The sequence below is a fragment of the Lactobacillus sp. JM1 genome, assembly GCF_009834385.1.
Lineage (GTDB): Bacteria > Bacillota > Bacilli > Lactobacillales > Lactobacillaceae > Lactobacillus > Lactobacillus paragasseri.
On record NZ_CP044413.1, the window covers coordinates 12027 to 36399 of the forward strand.

The window sequence follows — 24373 nt, forward strand, 5'->3', positions numbered from 1 at the left end:
ACAAAAATCCCCCCGGCGATGATGGCCAGACCGATCACGACCCCCATGACGGGAGCCATCCAATCCGGGGCGGGCGTCCCTGGGAGTAGGTAGAGCCAGGGGCGAAAATCATGGAGGCCCTCCTTTCATTCTTGCGTATCTTCGGAAAGCCGGAAGGTATCGACGAACTGCTTGTATTCCGAGCTGGAAGTTCCAAAGGATTCGAGGCCATAGAGGCCAGCGGACGAGTAAACGACCTCTCGACGCATGATCACCGAGGAGTCCTCGCTATCGTGACCGGTGTAGGAAATGGCCATATGCCCGTCCACGGTGGTGAAGGAATACTTGTCAATCTGCAGAAGACGAGCGACATTGGTCAAGACCTTACGTTTCTGCGCGTCATTGAACCCCTTGGAGTCCTCGACTTGCTTCCGAGTGAATTTGGTGACGGACACAGCGTAGTTGATGTGATCCTTGTCATTGACCGTCGAATAGCGGGCATAAGCACCGGTGGGATCCTTATAGGTGTCCTTCTCCGGAACACCCGGGAAATAGACGGAATAGCCCAGATCCTTGGACGTGAACTTCTTCCAGCCCTGGGGGGCAGTGACGGAGGAAGTGGCTTTGTTCGCCGATGGGGTAGTCGACTGGGAGGAACCGCAGGCGGCCAGACCTGTCGTGAAAGCCATCGTTGCTATGACAACGGAAATCCGCCTGAAAGACCTTTTCATATCAAACCTTTTTTTCTTTCTTGTCGTTTCTTGTTTTTCCATTGTAACACCTTCTAAAGCATGCGGATAAAAATAATCTGGAATGGTTTTATCTTCAATTAAACACTGAATAATATATTTCCAAGGACTCCGCTTTTGATCATCAAACTCTTGAGGTAATGAACTTTTAAATATTGAACGCCACTTGGGGTCTTAGCGCCGCTTTTTGAACTGTTTTTTAAAAGCTTTGGTATATTTAATTACTTTCGCCATTTATTTTGAAGACTCCAATGCGTCATCAGAGCTAAGCAATTGATTTAATTCTTTAAGGTTACGGGCTTCGGGTAGCTTTTCTTTTCCAAATAGATCATCAATAACTTCTTGAATCTAATTTTTTAACTGCCGATTAGGGATTGAATAATATTTAGGTAAACCATCATGAGCAACTGTTGTTAATGTCATGCGCATAAAATCAGAAATTGTTAGACCATGATTAGCCAATACGTCTTTGGCTTTACTTTTAATAGTTCCGTCAATTCGAGCTTCAATTCTTGCCATTCTCATCACCTCAGTAATATTGTACGTTATCTGGCGTACAAATCCAATCGTATTTAACTAGGTTAAACTCTTTACAGAACGAGCAAAAATTCTTACATTAAAGACAACCTGGTCCCCTGTCAATAAAATAGACAATTTAAATAGAAACTTTTTTGTCCTATGCCACGACTAAAGCGTCAACTTCGTGACGCTGAAGGAGCGATCGAAGTATTAAAAAAATCAATCGGGATTCTGAGCAAGTAACTACCGAAAAGATATACCAAGAAATGGACGTTCAGCACGCTTTGGAATCCCACCCTTCCATCAATGGTATGTGTGATTATGTTGGAATCTCAAGAAGTGGTTACTATCAACGAGAAAAGCGTCATAATCACCAATCACCTTGATTCCTATCCAAATAGTCCAGCTTTCTTCCAGCCACATTGTTTCAAATAATCTCGAATCGACTTTTTAATGATTGAAGTATCTAACTTAGATTCAACAATTCCAACTTTACCGCTCTTCTTGTCCTGTCCAATACCAAAAGAAATACTTTTCTGATAGGTCTTTCCCTTAGAAAAGGAGATGTCTTTACTGAAAGATAGTTTACCGTTATGCATCCTAATACTTGATGTCTTACTAGAAGTGCTATCAACTTCCTTCCATTTCCCGTTATCTTTCAAAGTGACTGTAAAAGTAAACTCTTTGTCCTCATCGGAGATTCCACCCTCAGTGAAAAACCGGGCATCCATCCATTTCCATGTACCAATAATTGAATCCCCTTCAACAGCAACTTCCCAAGGATTGTTATCAGAATTTAGAACCTTTGGTGCATCGCTTAAAACTTTTTCTTTCTCAATCATAAGAAATCATCTCCTTCTTTTGATAATCATTACTGAACATAACTAGTCTTATAATACCAAGACTAGTCATATCGCCAGTAGTAAACTTGATCATACTATAACCGTAGTATACAATATAACTGACACATTAAATAATAAAAACTAGTTGGCCTTGCCGAAGCGATATTCCGCTGCGGTAAGGTCATTTCTTTTGCCTGAAATAAAGGAATGCGTAAAGTAATCGATACCTTCTGTCATCAGCTGGGCAGGTATGGGTGACGTCGATGTTGCCCGTAATACTGGGATTAAGCGAACAACCTTTATTCGATATCGTAAGAAACTTAACATCAAGAGATAGGGCACTTAGCTAGTGTATACTAATAATTCATGAATATAATGTATATGTATCATTTGCAAGCGTACGTGTTATGTGTTATTATGCATGTAATGATGCTTATTAAGCTTACTTAGTATGTATGAGGAGGGTCACTAATGAAAATCATTACATTTTCAGCTATAAAAGGCGGCGTTGGTAAAACTACCCTAGCTTTTAATTATGGTGAATGGTTAGCAAAAAATGGCAAGCATGTTTTATTTATTGACTTAGACCACCAAAGTAATTTAACCCAGACTTACAACATTTACGACAATCAAGACACCGTTGGCAACATTTTCTTAGATCGAGGGAAAGTCAAAATACATGAAATAAGTGCTTATATTAGTCTAATTGCCGGAGACATGCACCTTGACGATATTGAGCGTTCCATCGAAAATAAGACTAACAAAAACATGTTCCTCTATATGTGGTTGTCAGATAATTATGAACGTTTAAATTTAGGAAAATTCGAGTATATTATTTTGGATTGTCACCCAGATTTTTCTACTGCTACCAAGAATGCAGTCATCATCAGTAATGCTATCCTTAGTCCAATCACACCTAGCGAACATGGGTATAATGCAAAATTTAACCTAGAAGAAAGAATTAACGAATTACGCAAAGAAGCCATTGATTACTCTACTAGAAAATCTTATGTCACGACCAAATTATTTTTTATCGCCAACATGATTAAACACAACACAAGATCATCTCGCGAGTTATTAAAAGCCTTAAAAGGCGATCCCAGTGTATTGGCTACAGTTCCAGAAAAGGAGCTATTTAATCGTTCAACGTTGGATAAAAAATCTCTTTCAAAAATGGCTGAAGACCACAAAACATATATTGATCAACATGAATTTTTTGATAGCATGGACAAAACATTTAATGAAATCACGGAAAAGATATAAACGTTTCGTATACGTATTAATCACATGTATACTCAATACGTGTGCATGTTAATTATAAAGGAGGACTACCTATGGCATTCGATCCAGAGAACAAAAACATAAAAAAGGCACTACAAAAAAATGAAACAGAACAGCCAACTGATACTAAAGATAAACTTGTTATTCCTGTTTTTAAAGATGAAGAGGAACGTACTAAGAACTATACCTTTTCACTTCAACCTAGTGCACGCAAAAGACTTGACGGTCTGGCCAAAGAACATAATTTTAAATCTGCCTCCAAATTTTTAAATGAGCTTATAAAAAATATGTGATGTCAGCTTACTGGTTTCAACCAAAAGCTGGCAAAGTATACAAGACCAAATAAAGTTGCCGGTAGGTAAGCACTATGCTAGACTAAGACTAATTTAACAACCGAATAAAGAGATCAAGCTAAACCAAAAAGTCCCCAATTCACGAGGAATCAGGGACCTTCGGTTTAGCAAGTAGCTATCAGCCAGCTACTTAAATTCAGTCGATTTTAACTTGGCGGTGAAAATCGACTGAACATTGTTCTTAATTTGTAGGTTAATTATACTGCAAACCAGTCCGAAAGGACAAGTTAAGGATAGTTAAAAACAAATTAAAGTCAATGGACTAAGTAGCTAACTGGAGCTATTTAGTCCATTTTTGTTGTTAGAAATTAAAAAAAGTTGCCGACTGGGCAACTCACAGACAGACACATGCTGGTAAATTACAAAGCAATCATTTATCCGTGAGGCTTTGTAATTCAGTTAAAGCATATCAGATTTGTATTTTAAAGCAAATCAAATGTTTTAGCAACTCTCTTTTGAGACAGCGTGTGTCAGTCAAGAAAGGGAGTTTTTATTATGACAAAATCAACAAATTTTAATTACTATGAAGCCGATAACGTATATGGAGCCTTATTTTTCCAGTTTCCTAAGGTATTAATGTATGGCGAGCAATACAAGCATTTAAGCAGTGACGCTAAATTAGCCTATATAGTACTGAAAGATCGGCTCGAGTATTCTTTGCGCAACAATTGGGTTGATGAAAAAGGACACGTCTACTTTATTTTTACCGTTAAAGAACTACAGGACTTATTTAACTGCGCTACTGAAAAAGCCGTTAAAATCAAAAAAGAATTGCAAACAGCTAATCTATTAAAACAAATTCAAATGGGATTTAATCCTAAAACGAAAAAGAATGAACCAAATCGTCTATACCTTTCTAAACTCGATGTGAAAGCTACTGATGTCTATTTAAGGGGCGAATATGGGCAAAAAAAGCCTGAATCCCTTGCTACAAGCGGAATTTCGAAAATCGAAAGTCCGCATGACTTCGTTGAATCCCTTGCTACGAGCGGAATTTCGAAAATCGAAAGTCCGCATGACTTCGTTGACGACCCCCCGCAAACCCTTGCTACGAGCGGAATTTCGAAAATCGAAAGCAATCTATATAAAGACTCTAAAAATATAGATACTAATAGATACGATATAGATACTCAAAAGTTGGACTTTTCCACAGCCAATTTTTCACCAGCTGAAATTGAAGCCCAAAATCGGGATTTAGTAAAACATGCTGATGAGTTCTTAACTGACGAAGATAATGGCTTACCGGTCTTCTTAGAACCAGAAGCAGTGCAACTACTTAGTTTTTGGTGCCGGACCCCACAACAAATGCGGCGCTTTATTGGCATTATCTTAAACGCCAAATATGCCGTTGAAAAAGAACATAAGGATTTAGGCGTATGGATTCTATTAGATGACCCTGATTTAAAAAAAATGATGACCAAAACATTAAGACGCTACTTTAACGCCCTGAGAAGTAATGAAAAACATATCAAAGACGTTGAGAATTACCTATACGGTACCATGCAAAATCTATTTGGGATTTGGTGGAACAAGCAAGCGGCTAGAGAATATGCGGCTAAACACCCCAAGGAGCAGGACGCTGACAATGAGGATTTCTGGGATCCAAACGTCTTTCAAAAATGGCATAGGAGCTTTTTAAATGACCAAACCAAGCAAAGAAGTTGAAAAAATTGAGCAATTGTTGGCTGACCCATGGGCAGTTGATATTGAGGAACTTTGGCAGCAAGCCGCGCATAATCCTGATAAGGACTTACGGAAGCGCATTACCAGCACTTCAAGACGGTACTTTAACGCCATGAGAAATAATGACGGTAAACACGAGCCAGTTAAAAATGCTGAAAACTACTTGTACGGCACTATGCAAAACCTGTTTGGCGTTTGGTGGAACAAACAAGCCAATGAAAAATACCGGGCAACACACCCAGATAACTTCTAGATGTCATATAAGCTCATATAAGCTCGTATAAGCGATTTTAATTGCTTGGGGTATAATTATACTAAAGCGGCTAAACAACTGCTAAGAAGAGGAGCTGGGCATCTCTATGGACACAACCAAACGTGAGGAGAAGGTCAAAGTGCTAGCAGACGCCTTAATTGGTTTTTAGCTCAAAGCAGGCTAAAATAAAGGGGAAAGTAACTATGTTTGACTTTTAATACTTAATCCCAGCAACTCGCATATAAGAAGTAAAAAAATAGTCAAAACTTAAGGAGGTACCAACATGAAATTAGACTATCAACAAACTTACAAAAAGGAAATTCTAACCGAATTTGCCAGCAGCATTTATGCTAAAGTAGTCAATTTGGTCGTTGACCAAGAATTAAATATTCACGATGAAAGTCATTTTCTGGTTAAACTGATGCACCAGTTAGGAGATGCTAAGTTAGTAATTATGGACGCGCATTCCTTGGGAGAGTTAGAGACAATTCAAGCTTACTGGCAAGCAATGAATAACTTTATTGATAGTCTGCCAACGAAAAGTAAAGTTGCTTAGTTATGGACGAACTAGCTGACTATACCGATCATCAATTTGAAACGAAATTACAGATTGAAATCGAGCAATTAACCAAAAACAAGCAAGCACAGGAAAGCCCCAAAGCTTATTTACTGGGCGGGCAACCGGGAGCGGGAAAGTCAGGCTTGCATCAACTCATCAAAGCCGAAGATCCCAACGCTATTACGATTGATAACGATACTTTTAAGTGGCTACACCCAAAGTATAAACAATTAGAGCAAAAATACGGGAAAGATGTTGTCAAATATGTAACCCCGTTTTCTAACCAAATGACTGAGTCTTTAATTGATTATCTGAGTGATAAAAAATTTGATTTAATTATCGAAGGGACGTTAAGAACAGTTGAAGTACCAATGGCCACTGTAACTAAGTTACAGAACAGGGGTTACGAAGCGAGTTTATACGTTATGGCAGTTCCGAGAATTGAATCATATCTAGGGACTTTGGCACGCTATGAGGATCAATTTAGTTTATCACCTAGAACTGCTAGAGCGACTACCAAAGAAGCTCATGATGTCGTTGCCAGGCAGCTACCTGACAATTTAGATTTTCTGTATAAACAGAGGTTATTTAAAGAGATCAGACTATATGACCGAAAGGGTAACAAATTATATTCTAGCCTAGAAAATTTGAACGAAAGCCCCAAAAAGATTATTACCGAGATTCTTAACAGAAAGCTAGATAATAATACCCTGCTTAACAGCATAGATAGTGTTATTAATAAAATGGAGATTAATCATCATACGACCACACCGCAGTACCTCGATTTAGTAGAAAAAACAACAGAACTAAAAAAAGAGATCAGCGGTAGGGTGCAGGAACAATTAAAAGAATTTGCTGAAAAGAATCCAGAAGTCAATCCTAAAGAGGATCCAGAAAATAAAAATGATCGACCTAGTTATTAGGCTGATCATTTTTTAATTTATCCGGTTTATGCGCATTAACGTAATTAGCAAATATTTTTAAAAGTTCCTCGGTTTGTTCAACCGACAAATTTTCTGCTTGGAAGTATTTTTCTAGCAACGCCCCTTTTTGAATTAAACGACGAGTACGAGCTTTTCTAGCACGTTGATTTTCGTAATATTTATTCTGCCGTAATTTAAAATCTTCCCGCTCAATTTTTTGTTTTAAACGCGCTTGTTGCTCGACTAGTTTTTCATATTGATTAGACATGGAATTTCCCCATCTCGTATGGCTAATGATCTACGGACTTTACCTTTAAAAATTCAGAAAATTGCTTAGCTAAAAGCTTAATCTGATCGTTAGACAAATTAGCATAATCTAAATTGGCTTTACTGATGATTTGTTTACCTAGCCGTTGTTCAATCTTATTTTTTTCGTCCTTAATTTTTTGATTAAGGGCTTTTAATTTAGCTTCTTGTTTTTCTAAGTTACTTTGAGACATAACGATCCCTCCAATCATATTAGAAATAATCACCGACACTATACCATAAGGGAAACGTTAAGTCAAAGTATAGAAGTTGAAATAGCGAAGCGGAAGGCATACACTAAAAGTGGAGTTAAGGGAATCAGCAGACCGAGTGAAACGAGGTTAATGCGCACTTACACACAACAACTAAAGTTGGTTGTGTTATTGTGCTAAACCCTTGTATCAGAAGTCGCCGTTGACGACAACAAAAGCAAACCCATAAGCCCAAAGAAAGGTGGTGACCGACATGGCAATTTTTCACATGAGTTTTAGTAATATTAGTGCTGGTAAAGGACGAAGTGCGATTGCCAGTGCCGCTTATCGAAGTGGTAAAAAGCTATTCGATCAAAAAGAAGGGCGAAGCTATTTTTATGCCCGATCGGTAATGCCAGAAAGCCTTATTTTAACCCCCAAAAATGCACCAGCATGGGCTAGTGATCGAGAGCAGTTGTGGAATGAAGTCGAAAGAAAGGATCGTAGAGCAAATTCACGCTATGCAAAAGAGTTTAACGTGGCTTTACCAGTTGAATTAAGTGAAGACGAACAGAAAGAATTATTGACAAAATATGTACAAGAAAATTTTGTTGATGAGGGTATGGTTGCCGACGTAGCAATTCATAGAGATCACCCAGATAATCCGCACGCTCACGTTATGCTAACTAATCGTCCATTTAATCCAGACGGAACATGGGGATTGAAAAGTAAAAGGGAAAATATATTAGATGAAAATGGGAACAAGACTTATACAGGAAATAGTCGTTTTCCAAGATCAAGAAAGGTGTGGCTAGTTGATTGGGATAAAAAAGAAAAAATCAATCAATGGCGGCACAATTGGGCGGTTAGTGTAAATCAAGTTTTAGAGCAAAAAAATATTCCGGATCGGATCAGTGAAAAATCCTTTATCGAGCAGGGAATAGATGATACCCCAATGCAACATGAGGGAATCAATAGCAAGCGGTATGAAAGAAAAGAATTTAACCAACAAGTAAAGAACTATCGCAAGGCCAAAGCCAGTTATAAAAACAACCAAGAAAAAGTAATTAATCGAGGTCATTTAGATAGTCTAAGCAGACACTTCTCGTTTAATGAAAAACGGGTGGTCAAAGAGTTAAGTCATGAACTGAAAACTTATATCAGTTTGGAGAGCCTAGATGATAAACGGCGCATGCTATTTAATTGGAAAAACAGCACCTTAATTAAACATGCGGTTGGTGAAGATGTGACTAAACAATTATTGACAATTAACCAACAAGAAAGTTCACTCAAAAAAGCAGATGAACTCTTAAATAAAGTGGTTGATCGCACGACTAAAAAACTTTATCCAGAGCTTAATTTTGAACAGACAACGCAAGCTGAAAGACGAGAATTAATTAAGGAAACCGATAGCGAACAAACGATTTTCAAAGGCAGTGAATTAAACGAACGTTTAATGAACATTCGTGATGATTTGTTGACCCAACAATTATTGACCTTTACCAAACGGCCGTACGTTGGCTGGAAGTTATTAATGCAACAAGAAAAGGAAGTCAAAATTGAACTGAAATATACGCTGATGATTCATGACGATAACTTAGAAAGTCTAGAACACGTCGATCAAGGGTTACTAGAGAAATATTCACCAACCGAACAGCAAAAAATTACTCGCGCAGTCAAAGATCTACGGGCAATCATGGCCGTTAAGCAAGTCATTAAAACGCAATACCATGAAGTATTGAAAAGGGCCTTTCCCAAAGGTGATTTAGATGGATTGCCATTGATTAAACAGGAACAAGCCTATACAGCCGTGATGTACTATGATCCTGTTTTAAAGCCATGTCAGGCCGAGACGATTGAACAGTGGCAAGCAGATCCACCACAGGTGTTCAGTCCCCAAGAACATCAACAAGGACTAGCTTATCTATCGGGACAGCTGAGCTTAGATCAGTTAGAAAATCATCACCTACAACGGGTTTTAAAGCATGATGGTACTAAACAACTCTTTTTGGGTGAATGCAAAGTCGATCCAACGATTAAGAACAGTCAGATCGAGAAAATCCAAAAGCAGTTAAAAGAGCAACAGGCCAAGGACGACCAGTATAGAAAAGTAAATATGGGACATTATCAACCGCTAAATTACAAGCCAGTTAGTCCAAGCTACTACTTAAAGACAGCCTTTAGTAACGCAATCATGACCGCCCTATATGCCCATGATGAAGATTACGAACGACAAAAACAGGCACGCGGCTTAAAAGAGACCGAGTGGGAAATGACGAAAAAGCAGCGGCAACACCAAACTCGGAACCGGCATGAAGATGGGGGTATGCACTTGTAATTTAAATGTAAAATAAAAAGTGCACCAACGTGCTCATTTAATGGTATAATGAATCCACAATATAGGGAAAGGAGTATTCACATGTGACAAAGAAGCAAGAATGGTTTAGCTTAGCTCAAGCTAGTCTCAAACTAGAACGAGGTAGTACGTATGTGAGTGTTTGGTTAAGACGGCACCCTAACGAGTTACCAAGTGAAATGCTCATGGAAACGGGCAAAGTTAAATTAATATCTGAAGATGGTATTGAATGGATTAAAAACCACATAAAAAAAGAGGGCGTCCTCGTCAGCAGTAGAGTTGCTAACGGGGATCAGCACCTAGAACCGCAACTTCTAGGTGTCACCCTCCTAACAATCCATTTTACCGGGCGGGTTAGGGGAAAGCTAGTTGTTTAGCGTCCCTAACGCGCTTTTTTTTGAGGAGGTGATCCAATGAAAGTGGAAAGCTGGCAAGGCATTAATGGCAAGTTAGTTCATGATGAGCAAAAGGCAATTGTGGTTGATAATGACCAAGCATTAACTGATCAAAAGCAGCTACAAGCGATTTTAGATCAAGATGGTCAGCCAATCGATGAAGTTCGTCGAGCAATGATTAAGAAGACCGTTAAACGTCAGCTAAAAACGCCACCATTAAAACTTAGGGGCTGGTTTAATCGTCATCAAGACAGTCAAAATGCTAAAAAGACCGAAAAATTGGTGAGTGACAAACCGACCCATCAATATAAGCAGATCAAAAATGAAATGACCTTTTTTGGTGAGAGTTTCCTGGAAGGCTTCTTAGGCTTCTATGGCTTAGAAGTTGATAACGCCTTAGGCCGTTACGAACATAATTTGCATGTCTTAGAGGTCCAAGAATTAGGCCAGTCAGAAAAAGAGTATTACTTAGCCACGAGTGAAAACGGCCGCGTCAAATTAGCCACCGATCCATTACCAAGCCAGCAAATTGCCGAGGAACAATTGAACAAGTTCTATCAGCGTGAGCCAGAAGAAACGCAGGCAGAACAAATTCAATTACGAACATCAGAAGACGATGGGAAGGAGGAATAACATGAAGTTCAGCAAAGTAAAAGCGTTAGCCACTACTGGAGCTACTGCGATTTACTTGGGCCTGATGAATACTCAGGTGGTTTTGGCAGCGGACGGTGGTGAAGTTCAAAGCAAGTTAACTCAAGCTGGTAAGACGATTCAAGGTATTTTAACTGGCTTGGTCGTTTTAGTTGGGATTTGTGTCGCACTATTTATTATTATCAAAAGAATGCCTGACGCAGACGATCCGCGAGAGAAATCCGAAGTTTATCACGCAGTTGGTCGGGTAGCTGGTTTAGTGGCCCTAGCGGCAGCGGTTATCTGGCTATTGCCTTGGGTCTACAGCCTATTCACTTAATTTAAAAAGGAGCTTGCCAAATGAAGAAAGGGAAAGAATTTATCTTCCCAGAGAACGTAGATAAAGATTACGGGATTTGGAAAGACTACACCTTGAAGGATTTTGGCTATGCGGCACTGGCAGGACTAGTGGGCTTAATTTTTATTGCGATTCCACCCTATGGTCTGATTTTAGTCCTGATAAAAATAGTGATTGTTGTCTTAGCCATGACGATTGTCATGGCTATTTTAACAATTAGGCCAGTTGCGGCGCGGAAGAACATTAAGGTGCGGGATAACTTTAAGTTGAAACGCCGTTATGCCAATAGTCAGAAATTGTTTTACTTAAAGCCGAAGAAGCGAGGTGAACTAAATGCGTTTGAAGAAGAGCAAAACCGCCAATAAATCAGTGAAGCTCGATTGGGATTACCAACCGCCTAAAATCAATGGTGGCAAAGAAACCATTGATGACATGAGCTTGGTAGTGGGTATGTATGGTAATTACGAAGTTACAAAAACGGGTAATCTCGTTGGCATTTTGGAAGTTAGCGGGATCAACCTTGATCTACTTAATGAAACCGAACAACAGGACGTCTTTGAGGACTATAGCGCGTTTCTCATGAGTACCTTAGGTGAAGGCGTTGATGACACGCTACAGTTCTTAGAACCGACGATTCCTGTCAATATGACGACTTATCTCAATGGTCTCAAACGGCGGTATCTCACCTTACAAAAAGGCCACCCGGAGCAACAGTTCAAAATCCAACTCATAGCCAGTTACTTGGATCATTTTACTAAAGTCCAAGAATCCAAAAACATGACGACTAAACAACATCTGCTAATCGTTAAAGTGCCAATTAAGGACAAAAGCGTTAAAAGCTTAAACTTAGCGGTCGCTCATTTAGACGAAAAGATCGAACAGGTTAAACGGGATATTGAAAATGCGTTAACAGACTTTGATGTGACGGCCAAAATTTTGACTAGTCAGGAAGTCCAAGAAATTTTAAAGAACTTAATTAATTTTAATGGATAGGGGGAAATAGTATGGGTTTTGGTGATAAGATCATTGATTTGTTTATGCCAACTAAAAAAGCAACTAAAAAAGAAAGACAGCCAAGTAATCATGAACTAGCGGTTAGCGAGCCCAAACCGGAGATTGAGGATTTTACCAAGTTGATTGATCGCGACAGCTTGCATTCACTATTTCCGTTTAGCTGGGAACAGTACCCTACCTATGTCCAGTCGGGGGAGAATTTTATTCGGGTGTTAGCGATCGCTGACTATCCCAAGCGGGTATATGGCAACTGGCTATCAGAGCTAAAGCGCAAAAAAGGCGTTATCGATATTGTGCAATATATCGACAGCGCCAGTAACAATTCAATGATTACCTATTACAAGAAGACGATTCAAAATAAGGAAGCACAGAAGCTCAATACGTTCGACCCGTATAAAAAGAAGATTCTGCAAAACTACATTGATTCGGCCAACATGCAACTAGATAAATACCTAGATAATTCTACCACATTTGTCTACCAACATATGCTGGTTTATCTGCGGGCCAACAGTTTAGCAGAACTAGACGACTTAACCGAAAACGTTAAGAATACGTTGATTAAGCTACAGATGAAGCCGCTAGTACCCGTTAAGGCAACGTTTCAAGCTTTCTGGTCAACCATGCCAATTAACGAGAATCTATTAGGTGATTACACCTATAAAGAAAGTAATACCGAAGTTGCCAGCAGCATGTTTCCCTTTGACGACGCGGAAATTTTGGACTTGAAGCCGAGAAGCGATATTGAAGGGGTTAACAAAGATACCAACAGCCTAATTGCCGTAGATATGTTGGATCGCAACAAGACCCTGAACCAGAATATGGTTGTTATTGGTACTTCCGGTGTGGGTAAAACAACCTACATGATTCAGAAGATTCTAAGATATGCCATTCAAGACTATCAGCTCTACATTATTGATCCAGAAAATGAATATACCAAAATTGTCGAAGCTTTAGGTGGCGCAGTCTTGCACTTAACTTCTAATGCGAAGTACAAAATTAACCCGCTACAAATTTTTTCTGAAGAAATCCTAAGCGCTGATGAAGCGGTCATGAATCTTGATTTACTAGTTAAAGATAAAATTCAGCGATTAAAAGGGTTCTTTGAAGTCCTTAAAACCGGGATTACCCAAGTTGAGCTGGCAATTCTTGATGATGTGGTTAAACAGGCCTACGTCAACAGTGGTGTTTTGAAATACAGCCGCTTAAAAGAGATTAAAGACGATCAGTGGCCGACCCTATCCAACGTTTATGACGAATTGGAAAAACTAGCTGACAAGGACGCCGACAAATTCAGTCGGGTTAAAGACTTCTACTATATCTTAGGCAGCTATACCCATGGTTCTAACAGCCTATTTGACGGGTACACCAATGTCAACCTAAAAGGAAGGATCATTTCTTTTGATCTAAAACCCCTACAAAGTGAACAGGAAGTCCAATCAGCGGCTTATCTGAATACCTTCCAGTATTTGTGGGACGAAATCACCAAAGATCGGCATAGCCGCAAGAAATTGTTTGTCGATGAATTTCACTTTTTGACTTTGCACAAAGCAGCCGCCACCTTTTTCCACCAAGCCTACAAACGGTTTAGAAAATACAATGCCGGGGCGATTGCCGGAACGCAGCAAATTCAAGATGTGATCGAAGGAGCGACAGATACTGGGCAGAACATTGGGGAAGCCATTATTGGGAACTCCTATACCAAAGTGTTCTTTGGTCTTGACGGTAAAGGTGTCGATGATGTCATTACGAAACTACGCATGACCTTTTCAGATAAAGAAAAGAAGTTACTAGAACGTCGTAGACAAGGTGAAGCCCTGATGATCTATGGTAGCCAACGCGCCTTTATGCGTGTCGAGTTGACCGAAGAAGAACTACGGCTAATTGACCCAGAAGCTTACCAAGAAAAATATCACCGTGAGACAGCCGGGCAACCGGACTATCAAAAGCGCGTGGTCTTAACTCCCAGTGAAATTGACGCCTTGACCACCACCGAGGAGGAAGGAGGGGCTTTAAATGAGTAAACTAAACCAGCTATTAAATATCGAGGTCGGCACGTTCAAGCGACAGGGGAACAAGTTAATTCTCGAACTCAATCACAATCAGTTTCGATACGACCAGTTGAGTGAGCTAAACGAATTAAAACAAGCTGATGCCAAGTTCTTGCAGTTGGTTAACGTGGTTGAGCAAGACCAGAAGGTCGTTCTAACTTATACCTTGCCGGATAAAGTCAGACCATTAAAGGAATTACCGCAGGAAAATAAGGCAATCCGGGCAGCCATTGCCAAGGAAATTATGGCGCAAAATGTGGTTGCTGATAGCCAGTATCATATTGCCTTAAATCCAGCTAATCTGTGGTATTACCCCATGCAACATGTTTGGTATGCTTACCGGGCCAATGAACTTATGCCTTATGATGACAAACATAGTAATTTAGCCAAATACAAAGCGCTAATTCTGTTTTGCTTGACGGGGACGCCCTATGAACGGCTACTAAGCAATCCTCAAGAAGCCCTAACTAAACACCCTGATGACTATTTACAACAAGTAGCTAAAGCCGCGTCGTTAAATGAGTTAACGGAAGTGGTTAACGGCATTGAGGACTTCGTGAGCTATCACGAATGGCAGGAAGTTGAAACCGCCCAACAGAAAACCAAACAACGATTATGGTTGAGCGTGGCCGGGGTGGCGATTGTGGCCGTTTTGGCTGTCGGCTTAGTTCATAAAAGTGACGAACGAAAGTATCAAAGCTTAGCTAACCAGAACCAAGCCCAAGTTACTCGTTTAAAGTACAATAACCAAATTCAGACGGCTTTAAACAATCACCAATGGTCGAAAGCAAAAAAGGCCATGCAGAAAGCTGGTTATAGCAAGAACAGTCAAGTTCAAACATTCTTAAAACACAAACAGTATCAGCAAGCCTTAAACGTTGACCCAAGTCAGTTGAACAAGGTTGTTAATGCGGCTTATGCCAAAAAAGATAGCGGTCAAGTGGCCGATTGGCAGTTACCCACTAAGGCGACAAGTAAGCAAAAAGACCAATTGAAACTCGAAAAAGCGATTGTTAACTATAACACTAATACGCTCAATAACCAATTATCCTTTACGACGAACGCTGATGTTTTATTGAGAATGGGACAAGCCTTCCTAGCCCATAACGATACGCAAGACGCCCAGACCGTCCAAACCAAGTTAGCCGGCGTGAACAGTCCTAAAGCTAAGTACCTCAAAGCGCTATTAAGTCTCAACTCTGCTAAGAAAGAAGTTAGCGACGCCCAAAAGAAGTTAGATGACGCCAACAAAATTGATGATAGTAAAGATAAGGATAAAGACAAGAAGGTGGATTCAGCCAAGTCTGATTTAACGAATGCCCAAAACGATCAGCAGGCGGCCCAAAAAAAGGTCGATCAGGCCAAGCACAAAGTGGGTGATTAAATGCAGGTATTGTCATTTGAATATAAGAAAAAGAAGTGGAAATTGATTGCTTATATTGTGGGTGGCGCCCTTCTGCTAATTATCTTGTTAATCGCCGCGCTTACTGGTCAATTGCAAGAAAACAGTTGTGATAACTCAACCACCACAGAGACGCAATTAGATAGTAAGAGCATGACAGAAAATGCCAAAAATATCTATGCGCACTGGAAACAAAAATATGGTGCGACCCCACAAGCGGCCGCCGGTATCTTGGGGGTCTTACAACTGGAAAGTCGGCTTGATCCCAAGTCCGTTAATTCAAGTTCCGGGGCCACGGGATTAGCCCAGTGGTTAGGAGGTCGAAAGGATAAGCTGGAAGACTTAGCCCACAAAGAAAACAAACCAGCGACGAACCTTGGCGTGCAGTTGGACTATCTCGATCAAGAATTGAACAGTAGTTACTATGCGTCAAACAAGCAGATATTTAAATATACAGATGTGCATAAAGCGACCAAAGAATGGTTAATGGATTATGAGGGTATGAGTAAGAACCCGGAACAATGGTATTTAAGCCAAAGATACGGTTATGCCGATCATTGGTATTCCGTGTTGGGTGCAAGTGATCCCGTGGCCGGTAATACGTTAGATAATGCAAGTTCCGGCGATCTGACCGAGTTAGGTTGTGATAGTGACCCGAGCTATTCCGGTGGCAGCATTGTTAAAAACGCGGAAAGTATGAAGGGCGACTTCTATTATGTTCAAACCCACCCTAGCCCCGATTTAGGTAGCGATTTAAAGAATCCTAACAAAACCGGTGGGACAGATTGTTCAGGCTTTGTCTGGTTAGCCTTGAATAAGGCTGGTTACAAGGTACCGGCCAACATGGGCTGGTTTACCGGATCAATGGCCAGTGACGCCAAAGGCAGCCATCAATATCTGAAACAGATCAGTGAAAATGACGCAAAGGCCGGCGATATTGTCATCGTCAATCAAGGTGCGGGAGCCGGAAACAACGGTCACACTGCCATTCTGCTAGATAAATGGCAAGGTAAAGCCACTAAGATCATTGAACAAGGTGGCGTCGGCGATAAGGTTAACGAAAGCACTTTTGGCACCGCCTTTTATAGCTTACTAAGTGGTAGCGATGTAACGTTAGCCCGGCCAATCAAGAAGTAAGGAGGAACCAGCAAATGAAGCGTAGCGTGGTTTTAAGTATTGCGATTGGTAGTTTGATCTTAATCATGTCATTAGGGGCGAATGCCTATCAACATAGCCAAGTTAAACAGGCACAACAGCAGATCAGTCGCTTACAACAGCAGAAGCGACAAGTTAACCGGCAATTGACTAAAGCCAACCAACAAAAGCAGTTATTGAGCACCCAAATTGACAGTTATAAGACCTACCAAAATAATAAAGATAAAAGTCCGGCTGAAATTAGCTTCAATACAGTGGTCACAAAGTTCTTTAAGGTCATGAATAACTTTAAGCCCAAGACCTACGGCCAGCGTAAAGATGGCGTGAAAGACTTGATTTCCGACAAGCTATATCAGCAATACTTTTCAAATAAGGGCACGTATGGTGACAGCAATAGTGTTTCAGCCAAATTAGATCAGCTGAACCTGTATACACAAAGTAAGCAGGGCCCAAATATGAAGGGCTTGGCCGTTGTCAGTTACGAAAGTAAGAGTTGCGACAACGACTGGCAAAAGGCGACGGTACTTTATCAGGTGACCTTCGATACCACCACGGATCGAATTACCGCAGTCCAAAATTTAGGTAGTAGCTTTAAAGCCAGTGACCTTAATTAAGCGGGTTGGTAAGGCCCTAGCGGTAATCGTGGTGGTTTTAGCCGTTAGCGGGTTTGCTGGTCATCAATACGTCAATCACGTGGAAAAACAGCAGCCAGTTGTGACGCTGGCTAAGCACCCTGAAAAAGTGTTGTTCTTCTATCGTGATGATTGCCCGGACTGCCAAGCTATTTTTCACCGAATCTATTGGCACAACGTCATTAGCCATAACGTTGTTTTTATTAACATGAATCAATCGCAGAATTGGCACTACATTCAGCAATATCAATTAACGTCAGTCCCAACCTTGATCCATGGCAAGCAACGGTACACCGGCACTAACCAAAAAAGGATTAAACAGATAGTAGGTGATTAGATGAAAGACAAATTATTAAACAGCATTAAAGCTAGTTGGCCGTATTTACTAACACTAATCATTGGCTTGTATTTAGCGGAGATTTTAGCTGGCGCTGTCATGGCCTTGTCCCGTTATAAGCTAACCTTTGCGGATCATATGCCAACCGTATTAAAACAATTAGCTCTACACCCTTGGCACTATTACAACTTGTATTTGGGCCAAAAGAACCCAGTACTAATTATTGTCAGTGTCGCCGTGGTCCTATACACCATCTATTTTGCCTTGAAACGAAATAGCAAACATAAATCGTGGGAAACTGCGGACACTGAAACCCACGGAAGTGCGACCTGGGGCAATCTAAAAGAATTGAGCGACCATTACTTTAGTATCACTGCTAAAGACCTCACCACAGCGTTTAACAGGAGCACTACAACAGAAATATTAGAGGCATTAACAAAACAAGAAACACAATCCAAGACAGACAAGTGAAAGGAAGTAAGAAGCATGAACAGACCAGATTTATTAGTACGAATAGTTACGATCATCACGTCGTTAATTGCGATAGTTTTGTTTCTATTTCAGGGTTGGAACACACCTACTTTTGTATTTACAGTTATCACAGTCATTTTATCTTTCATTTATCAGTTAATCAGAATACAGATGAAAAAGAAGTAAATCAGAAAAGTCATCTAAAGCTAACCACATTGGAGGTAAACGCATGAATGGGACAATTTTAGGGATCGTGGATAAACGGATTGTTTACCAGAATAACAGCACCAAACCAAATCGGAATATCTTTGTGGTTGGGGGCCCAGGATCGTATAAGACCCAATCAGTCGTGATTACCAACCTGTTTAATGAAACGGAGAACAGTATTGTCGTAACCGACCCGAAAGGTGAATTATACGAAAAGACGGCCGGTATCAAACTAGCCCAGGGTTATCAAGTGCATGTCGTCAACTTTGCCAACATGGCGCATAGTGATCGCTACAACCCCTTTGATTATATTCAGCGCGATATTCAAGCCGAAACCGTGGCGACCAAGATCGTGCAAAGCGAAAATGCCGAAGGTAAAAAAGACGTGTGGTTCAGTACCCAACGCCAACTTTTGAAGGCACTAATCCTGTTTGTGATGAACCACCGGTCACCAGAACAACGAAATTTGGCGGGTGTGACCCAAGTGTTGCAAGAAAACGATGTGGAAGCCGAGGAAAAGGGTGCGGATAGTCCGCTAGATACCTTGTTTCTTGATCTAACCATGACTGATCCAGCGAGACGCGCTTATGAGTTAGGTTTCAAAAAGGCTAAAGGAGAAATGAAAGCCAGCATTATTGAAAGCCTGTTGGCGACCATTTCGAAGTTTGTCGACAAAGAAGTGGCTGATTTTACCAGCTTTTCTGATTTTGATTTAAAAGAGATCGGCAATGACAAAGTGGTGCTATACGTGATTATCCCCGTCATGGATAACACTTATGAAAGCTTCATCAATCTGTTTTTCTCACAATTGTTTGATGAATTATACAAATTAGCCGCCGATCATCACGCTAAATTGCCTCACCAAGTCGACTTTATCCTTGATGAATTTGTCAATTTAGGGAAGTTTCCCAAGTACGAAGAATTTCTAGCAACGTGCCGGGGGTACGGTATTGGCGTGACGACCATTTGTCAGACCTTAACCCAGCTACAAGCCTTGTATGGCAAGGAAAAGGCTGAGAGTATCTTAGGTAATCATGCGGTTAAAATTTGCTTGAATGCCGCTAATGATGTGACCGCTAAATACTTTAGTGATCTGTTAGGAAAATCAACCGTGAAAGTGGAAACTGGTAGTGAGAGTACCAGTCACAGCAAGGAAGAAAGCCATAGTAAGAGCGATAGTTACAGCTATACGAGCCGTTCGCTGATGACACCTGATGAAATCATGCGTATGCCCGAAGAACAGAGCTTATTAATCTTTAGTAATGCGCGACCAGTCAAAGCGACAAAAGCGTTCCAATTTAAACTATTTCCAGGAGCCGATCATTTGGTTAACTTGTCGCAGAACGATTATCAAGGCCAACCAGAAGCCAGCCAGGAAACCAACTTTAAGAATAAGGTAGAAAAATGGAAAGCAAAATTAAAGGAGACCGCTCAAAAAGAAGCCGCAAACAGGATGTCTCAGAAAGAGGAGGAGCAACAACAGGACAACCTAGATAGCGACTTAGAGAGAGTTTCAAATAAAGATAGTCAAACAGAGGCGCCAGAAGAAGACGACAACAACTTATTTGGATAATGGAGGGCATATTAATGAAAAAATATCGCAAATATATAATCGCCGTGATGACAGTGTTGCTGATTGCTGTCGGTCTAACCGCCTGTGGGAAGTCTACAGCGCAAGATTTGCAAAGTAACAAATGGTATCTCAACCAAAAAGGTCAAAGCTACAAAACCCAATTCAATAAAAAAACAATGATTATTGAAAGCCCTTTGATGAATGTAAATGCCACTTATTCAGTCAGCAATACTTCCGGTAAAGAATATTTAAAAGTAAATACTGATGATGAGAAAAATCAAAAGTTTGAATTAACTCAAATTAGCGATGGTTATAAGGCTAAAGCAATTAATAAGTCTGCTAAAGCAGATAACGGATTAGGGAGTTTTGAATTGCAAAAAAGGAAGTGATAGAGATGTTTGTTTTAGGTGATATTTCAGGACTGGTTCAGGGAGCGATTACTAAGTTTTTTGAATGGCTACTGTCTGGTTTGTTAGATGGTTTATTCAACATCTGTAAGGCAATCATTGACCAAGCCAATCAAAGCTTGCCGATTGTTAAAACGTGGTATGCTATCTTCCTATCCTTTGCGACATCGTTAGTCGTTGTGGTCGTACTTGGCCGCATTGTGATGACAATTCTAAAAGAGGCAGACGAAAGTACCGATGTTACTTGGGCTAATATCATCATGGACGGGATTAAATCAGCGGCCGTGATTCCGGTTTTCGTGTTTTTACAGGGCTTTATTCAAGGTTCAATTACCTTGCCTCTGCTAAAGTATATGTTTAGTTCTGACCAGAAGTTCACTGCTAAATCAATTACCGGCATGAATAAAGTCCCTGGACTAAAAGATGTTGGCATTTCGCTACCTTTACAGATTTTATTTCTGCTAATCTTCACTGTCGTAACCGTCGTGTTTTTTATTAAAATGTGTGCGTTTGTGGCTGATATGGCTTGGTACAATCTGACGATTCCTTTAGCTGCAATGAGCATGGCGACTGAAAGCTTTGATTATAGTGGTACGTGGTGGAAGAAGTACATTTATTACAATGCTTCCATTATTAGCCAGGTACTTTGTATGTCATTATCAGTATGGTGTTTCACTAATATGGCTAAATATGGGTTCATTGCCTTTATTGGTTCAATTGGATTCGGCTTTCTGGTGGTCAAAACACCTGATGCTGTTAAAGATTTCTGGGTTTCAACCGGCGTGACTAAGAGTACTGGTATAGGCGCCATGAGAATGTTTCAAAATTATTTTCGTAACCACTAGGAGGATATATAGTTATGAAGAAAATCGCACACTGGTTATTAGAAAAAGCCAAAAAAGATATGCGAACCGACCCTTTTACAACTCCTTCCCGGCGGACTAAGCTGTCTTACTATTTTGATACCTTAGTTAGTATGATCTTCTATTTGATGGGAATTTACCTCATGTTAATGGATTTATACCAAGAGCTTTTCACGGCGAACCATACCGATTTTTTAGGAACTGCACTAATGGCCTTAGTTTTACTGCTGGGTGGCTTATTATTCCGTTGGTCAGCCTATGCAGATTTCAAAGCCATCAACCGGTATCAACAATATTTAAAGCAACAATCGATAGAGCAGCAACAAAAATTGCGCCGTGAAACTTGGTTAAAAGCGGTCGAACAAGGCAAAACAGAATTAGAACAGAAATTGAATTATAAGGAGTGAACGAACATGACCACTGTTATCTTAGCTGAAAAACCCAGTCAAGCCCGTTCATACGTCCAAGCCTTTCAAAAGAGCACAAAAAAACAGGGTTACTATACGGTTAGTGACCCTGTTTTGCCCGCAAATACGCTTGTGACGTATGGTCTCGGACATTTAGTTGAATTAGCCACACCGGATAAATATGATCAGAAATACCAGCAATGGGCCTTATCTAATTTACCGATTTTTCCCGACAAATACAAGTTTGAAGTGTCAGCTAGTAAAAAAGCCCAATTCAAGGTCGTTAAAGACCTGTTAACGAAAGCCGATACTATTATTGTGGCCACCGATAGTGGTCGGGAAGGGTCAAATATCGCCTGGTCAATCATGAACCAAGCCCAGATCGACGTTAAAAAGAAGACCATTAAGCGACTATGGTTGAATAGTTTGGAAAAAGACGCGATTATTACCGGCTTCAAAAATCTTGGTGATTGGCACAAAGACTATTTGGCTTATAAAGAAGCTCAAACTCGTCAAATTAGCGATTGGTTGATCGGCATGAATGGTAGTCCCTTATATACTTTGTTATTAAGACAAAACGGGGTACGCGGGGTATACTCGATTGGTCGCGTGCAGACGCCAACCTTGTATATGGTCTATCAAAGAGACCAGGCGATCAAAAACTTTAAGCCGGAACCCTATTTTGAACTAAATGCGGAAATTTTAGCTAATCAGCAAAAATTCGTAGCAAAATTAGACCCCTATCAGCGATTTAAAGACGAAGCAGGGCTAATAACATTCATGCAAGCTAAACACGTTCAGAAAGGCTCACAGGGCGGTTTAATCAAGGACGTCCAAAAGCAAGGCAAAAAACGAGCTAGTCCCCAACTATTCTCGCTATCTAGTCTCCAAAGTGCCATGAATAAACGGTATCATGCCAGTGCCAGCCAAACCTTAGCGGCTATTCAAAGTTTATATGAAGCCAAGTTGTTGAGTTATCCCCGAACTGATTGTGCTTATATCACTGATGAAGAATTTGATTATTTAGTGGCTAATCTGACGAAGTATCTGGGGTTAGTCTCTAAGCAAGTCGCTTTAACCAATACCACCCCAAATAAACGTTACGTCAATGGGAAAAAGGTTGAAGAACATTACGCTATTATCATGACTAAAGTCGTGCCGACTAAAGATCAATTAGCGTCCTTACCTAAATTACAGCAACAGGTCTATGATTTGGTTTTAAGAACGACGTTAGCGATGTTTGCTGATCCGTACGAGTACGAAGAAACCACCATTATCACCCAGGTTGGCGACGCCAATTTTAAAGCAACCGGTAAGGTGCCAACTAAGCAAGGTTGGCAAGCTTTATTTGATGATCACAAAGCCGACCAGCAAGAAGCAGCCACCCTACCGATCGTTCACCAAGGCGACCAAGTTCAAGCAAATCTGCAAACACCGCAAAAAGAAACGACCCCACCAGCACCGTTTACCGAAGGTACATTAATCACTGCCATGAAGACGGCCGGTAAAACGCTTGATGATGAAGAAGCCCAAGCAATTCTCAAAGACGTGCAAGGCATTGGGACGAGTGCAACCCGGGCAAATGTGCTTGAGATATTGAAGAAACGTGGCTATTTAGTTACTGAAAAGAATAAGCTACACGTCAGTGAAGCCGGAATTACTTTATGTAAAGCGGTCGAACTCGAACCCTTGCTAACTAGTCCAGAAATGACGGCTAAATGGGAGCAAGCATTACAGCAAATCAGTACCGAAGAACGCACCCCAGATAACTTTTTGAGCCAGATTAAGAAGTTTGTGGCGAAGTTAATCGCTGATGTTCCCACACAATTAACCGGCAATGCAGCCATTAAGCAACAAATCAATCACCAACAGCAAGTACAAAAGTCCGACGAGGTCTTCTTAGAAACACCGCAGGCGACCGTTTTAAATAAACAGAAGTTTTACATTGTAAAGCCTAAGCAAGGCGAAAGCTTTACCCTGCCCAAGAAATGGAGCAGTAAGACCCTCGGGAAGACCGCAATTAAAGCGCTGGTCACCAAGGGGGAAACGAGTAAATTAAAGGGTTTCAAGAGCAAAAAAGGAAAGTCGTTTGACGCCAAGTTAAAGCTTGACGGCCATAAATTAAGTTTTGATTTTGATTAGAACCTGCCTACCGCCCTTCACGTTATTCCGGTTGGTGAACCCGTCATTTAGGTTCACTTTTACAACCCTAAAAGTAAACCTAAACAACGGGTGAGATTAGCAAAACAAAGGAGATCATAAATATGGATAACGAATTAGCAGTCATTGGGAGTGAATTACCAGTTTTGCAGACTAAAGGAGCCTATAAGTATTTAAAAGAAATTACTGGAAATGGGTCTTATTATCAAGTGGCCTGGCAAAAATTAGCCGATGGCTACGTTGCCCTTTATGGCACGACCCCAGTTCAAATCAACGTAGCCCCTATATTGAATGATATTTTTGAAGATGAGGAGGGGTAG

At 40.5% G+C, this 24373-nt stretch carries 28 protein-coding genes and 4 pseudogenes; 26 read left to right on the forward strand and 6 right to left on the reverse strand.

Going from position 1 to position 24373, the window contains the following annotated elements; all coding sequences use genetic code 11:
• Positions 1–125: 125 nt before the first annotated feature.
• A complete protein-coding gene (locus tag F3I00_RS10235; RefSeq protein ID WP_159311100.1) occupies positions 126–752 on the reverse strand; it encodes a hypothetical protein in 627 nt (208 codons plus the stop codon).
• A gap of 324 nt (positions 753–1076) precedes the next feature.
• Positions 1077–1247 (reverse strand): type II toxin-antitoxin system RelB/DinJ family antitoxin, encoded by a 171-nt coding sequence (locus F3I00_RS10875; protein ID WP_003590736.1) that lies wholly within the window; start codon positions 1245–1247, stop codon positions 1077–1079.
• 266 nt (positions 1248–1513) lie between these two features.
• On the opposite strand from F3I00_RS10875, the pseudogene F3I00_RS10245 reads away from it, so the two are divergent.
• A pseudogene (locus tag F3I00_RS10245) lies at positions 1514–1630 on the forward strand (IS3 family transposase); the annotation flags it as partial.
• A gap of 6 nt (positions 1631–1636) precedes the next feature.
• On the opposite strand, the gene F3I00_RS10250 reads toward F3I00_RS10245, so the two are convergent.
• Together F3I00_RS10250 and F3I00_RS11015 are read right to left on the reverse strand one after the other, a co-directional pair.
• Positions 1637–2089 carry a hypothetical protein gene (locus F3I00_RS10250; protein WP_021349374.1) on the reverse strand — a complete coding sequence of 151 codons (453 nt, stop codon included), beginning with the start codon at positions 2087–2089 and terminating at the stop codon, positions 1637–1639.
• Positions 2090–2230: 141 nt separating this feature from the next.
• A pseudogene (locus tag F3I00_RS11015) lies at positions 2231–2332 on the reverse strand (IS3 family transposase); the annotation flags it as partial.
• Position 2333: 1 nt separating this feature from the next.
• Here F3I00_RS11015 and F3I00_RS10260 point away from each other — a divergent pair.
• From F3I00_RS10260 to F3I00_RS10290, 7 genes and pseudogenes are all read left to right on the forward strand, one after another.
• Positions 2334–2426: pseudogene (locus F3I00_RS10260) on the forward strand (recombinase family protein); the annotation flags it as partial.
• Between the two features lie 134 nt (positions 2427–2560).
• Positions 2561–3352 (forward strand): ParA family protein, encoded by a 792-nt coding sequence (locus F3I00_RS10265; protein ID WP_159311101.1) that lies wholly within the window; start codon positions 2561–2563, stop codon positions 3350–3352.
• Positions 3353–3423: 71 nt separating this feature from the next.
• Complete coding sequence (locus F3I00_RS10270) at positions 3424–3663, forward strand: hypothetical protein (protein ID WP_010011603.1); 240 nt, start codon at positions 3424–3426, stop codon at positions 3661–3663.
• A gap of 555 nt (positions 3664–4218) precedes the next feature.
• Positions 4219–5388, forward strand: a complete 1170-nt coding sequence (locus F3I00_RS10275; RefSeq protein ID WP_159311102.1) for a replication initiator protein A — start codon at positions 4219–4221, stop codon at positions 5386–5388.
• 76 nt (positions 5389–5464) lie between these two features.
• Positions 5465–5659: pseudogene (locus F3I00_RS10280) on the forward strand (plasmid replication initiation protein); the annotation flags it as partial.
• Positions 5660–5942: 283 nt separating this feature from the next.
• Positions 5943–6215 (forward strand): epsilon-antitoxin, encoded by a 273-nt coding sequence (locus F3I00_RS10285; protein ID WP_007124950.1) that lies wholly within the window; start codon positions 5943–5945, stop codon positions 6213–6215.
• A gap of 2 nt (positions 6216–6217) precedes the next feature.
• The gene (locus F3I00_RS10290) at positions 6218–7141 is read left to right on the forward strand and encodes a zeta toxin family protein (RefSeq protein WP_159311103.1); all 924 of its coding nucleotides are present in this window, start codon (positions 6218–6220) and stop codon (positions 7139–7141) included.
• Here F3I00_RS10290 and F3I00_RS10295 read toward each other — a convergent pair.
• Together F3I00_RS10295 and F3I00_RS10300 are read right to left on the reverse strand one after the other, a co-directional pair.
• Positions 7131–7409, reverse strand: a complete 279-nt coding sequence (locus tag F3I00_RS10295) for a hypothetical protein (protein WP_159311104.1) — start codon at positions 7407–7409, stop codon at positions 7131–7133. The two genes, F3I00_RS10290 and F3I00_RS10295, sit on opposite strands and share 11 nt — an antisense overlap.
• A gap of 22 nt (positions 7410–7431) precedes the next feature.
• Complete coding sequence (locus F3I00_RS10300; protein WP_201288371.1) at positions 7432–7659, reverse strand: hypothetical protein; 228 nt, start codon at positions 7657–7659, stop codon at positions 7432–7434.
• A gap of 253 nt (positions 7660–7912) precedes the next feature.
• Between F3I00_RS10300 and mobQ the strand changes: the two genes are divergently transcribed.
• The 18 genes from mobQ to F3I00_RS10390 all read left to right on the forward strand — a co-directional run bounded on the left by mobQ (position 7913) and on the right by F3I00_RS10390 (position 24373).
• Entirely contained in the window at positions 7913–9976 is a 2064-nt protein-coding gene (mobQ, locus tag F3I00_RS10305) for a MobQ family relaxase (RefSeq protein WP_159311106.1), read from the forward strand.
• Between the two features lie 83 nt (positions 9977–10059).
• Positions 10060–10371, forward strand: coding sequence for a hypothetical protein (locus F3I00_RS10310; protein ID WP_003712158.1), 312 nt, complete (start codon positions 10060–10062; stop codon positions 10369–10371).
• A gap of 36 nt (positions 10372–10407) precedes the next feature.
• Positions 10408–11022: a hypothetical protein gene (locus F3I00_RS10315; protein WP_159311107.1), complete on the forward strand. Its 615-nt coding sequence runs from the start codon at positions 10408–10410 to the stop codon at positions 11020–11022.
• A gap of 1 nt (position 11023) precedes the next feature.
• The gene (locus tag F3I00_RS10320) at positions 11024–11359 is read left to right on the forward strand and encodes a CagC family type IV secretion system protein (protein WP_012552810.1); all 336 of its coding nucleotides are present in this window, start codon (positions 11024–11026) and stop codon (positions 11357–11359) included.
• Positions 11360–11379: 20 nt separating this feature from the next.
• Positions 11380–11742 (forward strand): conjugal transfer protein, encoded by a 363-nt coding sequence (locus F3I00_RS10325; protein WP_003590770.1) that lies wholly within the window; start codon positions 11380–11382, stop codon positions 11740–11742.
• Complete coding sequence (gene trsD, locus F3I00_RS10330; protein ID WP_159311108.1) at positions 11711–12370, forward strand: TrsD/TraD family conjugative transfer protein; 660 nt, start codon at positions 11711–11713, stop codon at positions 12368–12370. Before F3I00_RS10325 ends, trsD begins: the two co-directional genes overlap by 32 nt.
• A gap of 11 nt (positions 12371–12381) precedes the next feature.
• On the forward strand, positions 12382–14412 hold the full coding sequence (locus F3I00_RS10335) for a VirB4 family type IV secretion system protein (RefSeq protein ID WP_159311109.1): 2031 nt from the start codon (positions 12382–12384) through the stop codon (positions 14410–14412).
• On the forward strand, positions 14405–15823 hold the full coding sequence (locus F3I00_RS10340; RefSeq protein WP_159311110.1) for a type VII secretion protein EssB/YukC: 1419 nt from the start codon (positions 14405–14407) through the stop codon (positions 15821–15823). The genes F3I00_RS10335 and F3I00_RS10340 overlap by 8 nt, the downstream gene beginning before the upstream one ends.
• The gene (locus F3I00_RS10345) at positions 15824–16978 is read left to right on the forward strand and encodes a phage tail tip lysozyme (protein ID WP_159311111.1); all 1155 of its coding nucleotides are present in this window, start codon (positions 15824–15826) and stop codon (positions 16976–16978) included.
• A gap of 14 nt (positions 16979–16992) precedes the next feature.
• Positions 16993–17610 carry a hypothetical protein gene (locus F3I00_RS10350; protein WP_159311112.1) on the forward strand — a complete coding sequence of 206 codons (618 nt, stop codon included), beginning with the start codon at positions 16993–16995 and terminating at the stop codon, positions 17608–17610.
• Positions 17597–17965, forward strand: coding sequence for a thioredoxin family protein (locus tag F3I00_RS10355; protein WP_159311113.1), 369 nt, complete (start codon positions 17597–17599; stop codon positions 17963–17965). Before F3I00_RS10350 ends, F3I00_RS10355 begins: the two co-directional genes overlap by 14 nt.
• On the forward strand, positions 17966–18436 hold the full coding sequence (locus tag F3I00_RS10360; protein WP_159311114.1) for a conjugal transfer protein: 471 nt from the start codon (positions 17966–17968) through the stop codon (positions 18434–18436). It abuts the gene before it with no gap.
• Between the two features lie 229 nt (positions 18437–18665).
• A complete protein-coding gene (locus F3I00_RS10365) occupies positions 18666–20216 on the forward strand; it encodes a VirD4-like conjugal transfer protein, CD1115 family (protein WP_159311115.1) in 1551 nt (516 codons plus the stop codon).
• Between the two features lie 14 nt (positions 20217–20230).
• Positions 20231–20605 (forward strand): hypothetical protein, encoded by a 375-nt coding sequence (locus F3I00_RS10370; protein ID WP_080379110.1) that lies wholly within the window; start codon positions 20231–20233, stop codon positions 20603–20605.
• 5 nt (positions 20606–20610) lie between these two features.
• A complete protein-coding gene (locus F3I00_RS10375) occupies positions 20611–21468 on the forward strand; it encodes a conjugal transfer protein TrbL family protein (protein WP_159311116.1) in 858 nt (285 codons plus the stop codon).
• A 14-nt stretch (positions 21469–21482) separates the two neighbouring features.
• Positions 21483–21893 carry a hypothetical protein gene (locus F3I00_RS10380; RefSeq protein ID WP_159311117.1) on the forward strand — a complete coding sequence of 137 codons (411 nt, stop codon included), beginning with the start codon at positions 21483–21485 and terminating at the stop codon, positions 21891–21893.
• Between the two features lie 6 nt (positions 21894–21899).
• Positions 21900–24035 carry a type IA DNA topoisomerase gene (topB, locus tag F3I00_RS10385; protein ID WP_159311118.1) on the forward strand — a complete coding sequence of 712 codons (2136 nt, stop codon included), beginning with the start codon at positions 21900–21902 and terminating at the stop codon, positions 24033–24035.
• A gap of 122 nt (positions 24036–24157) precedes the next feature.
• Positions 24158–24373, forward strand: coding sequence for a hypothetical protein (locus F3I00_RS10390; RefSeq protein ID WP_012552823.1), 216 nt, complete (start codon positions 24158–24160; stop codon positions 24371–24373).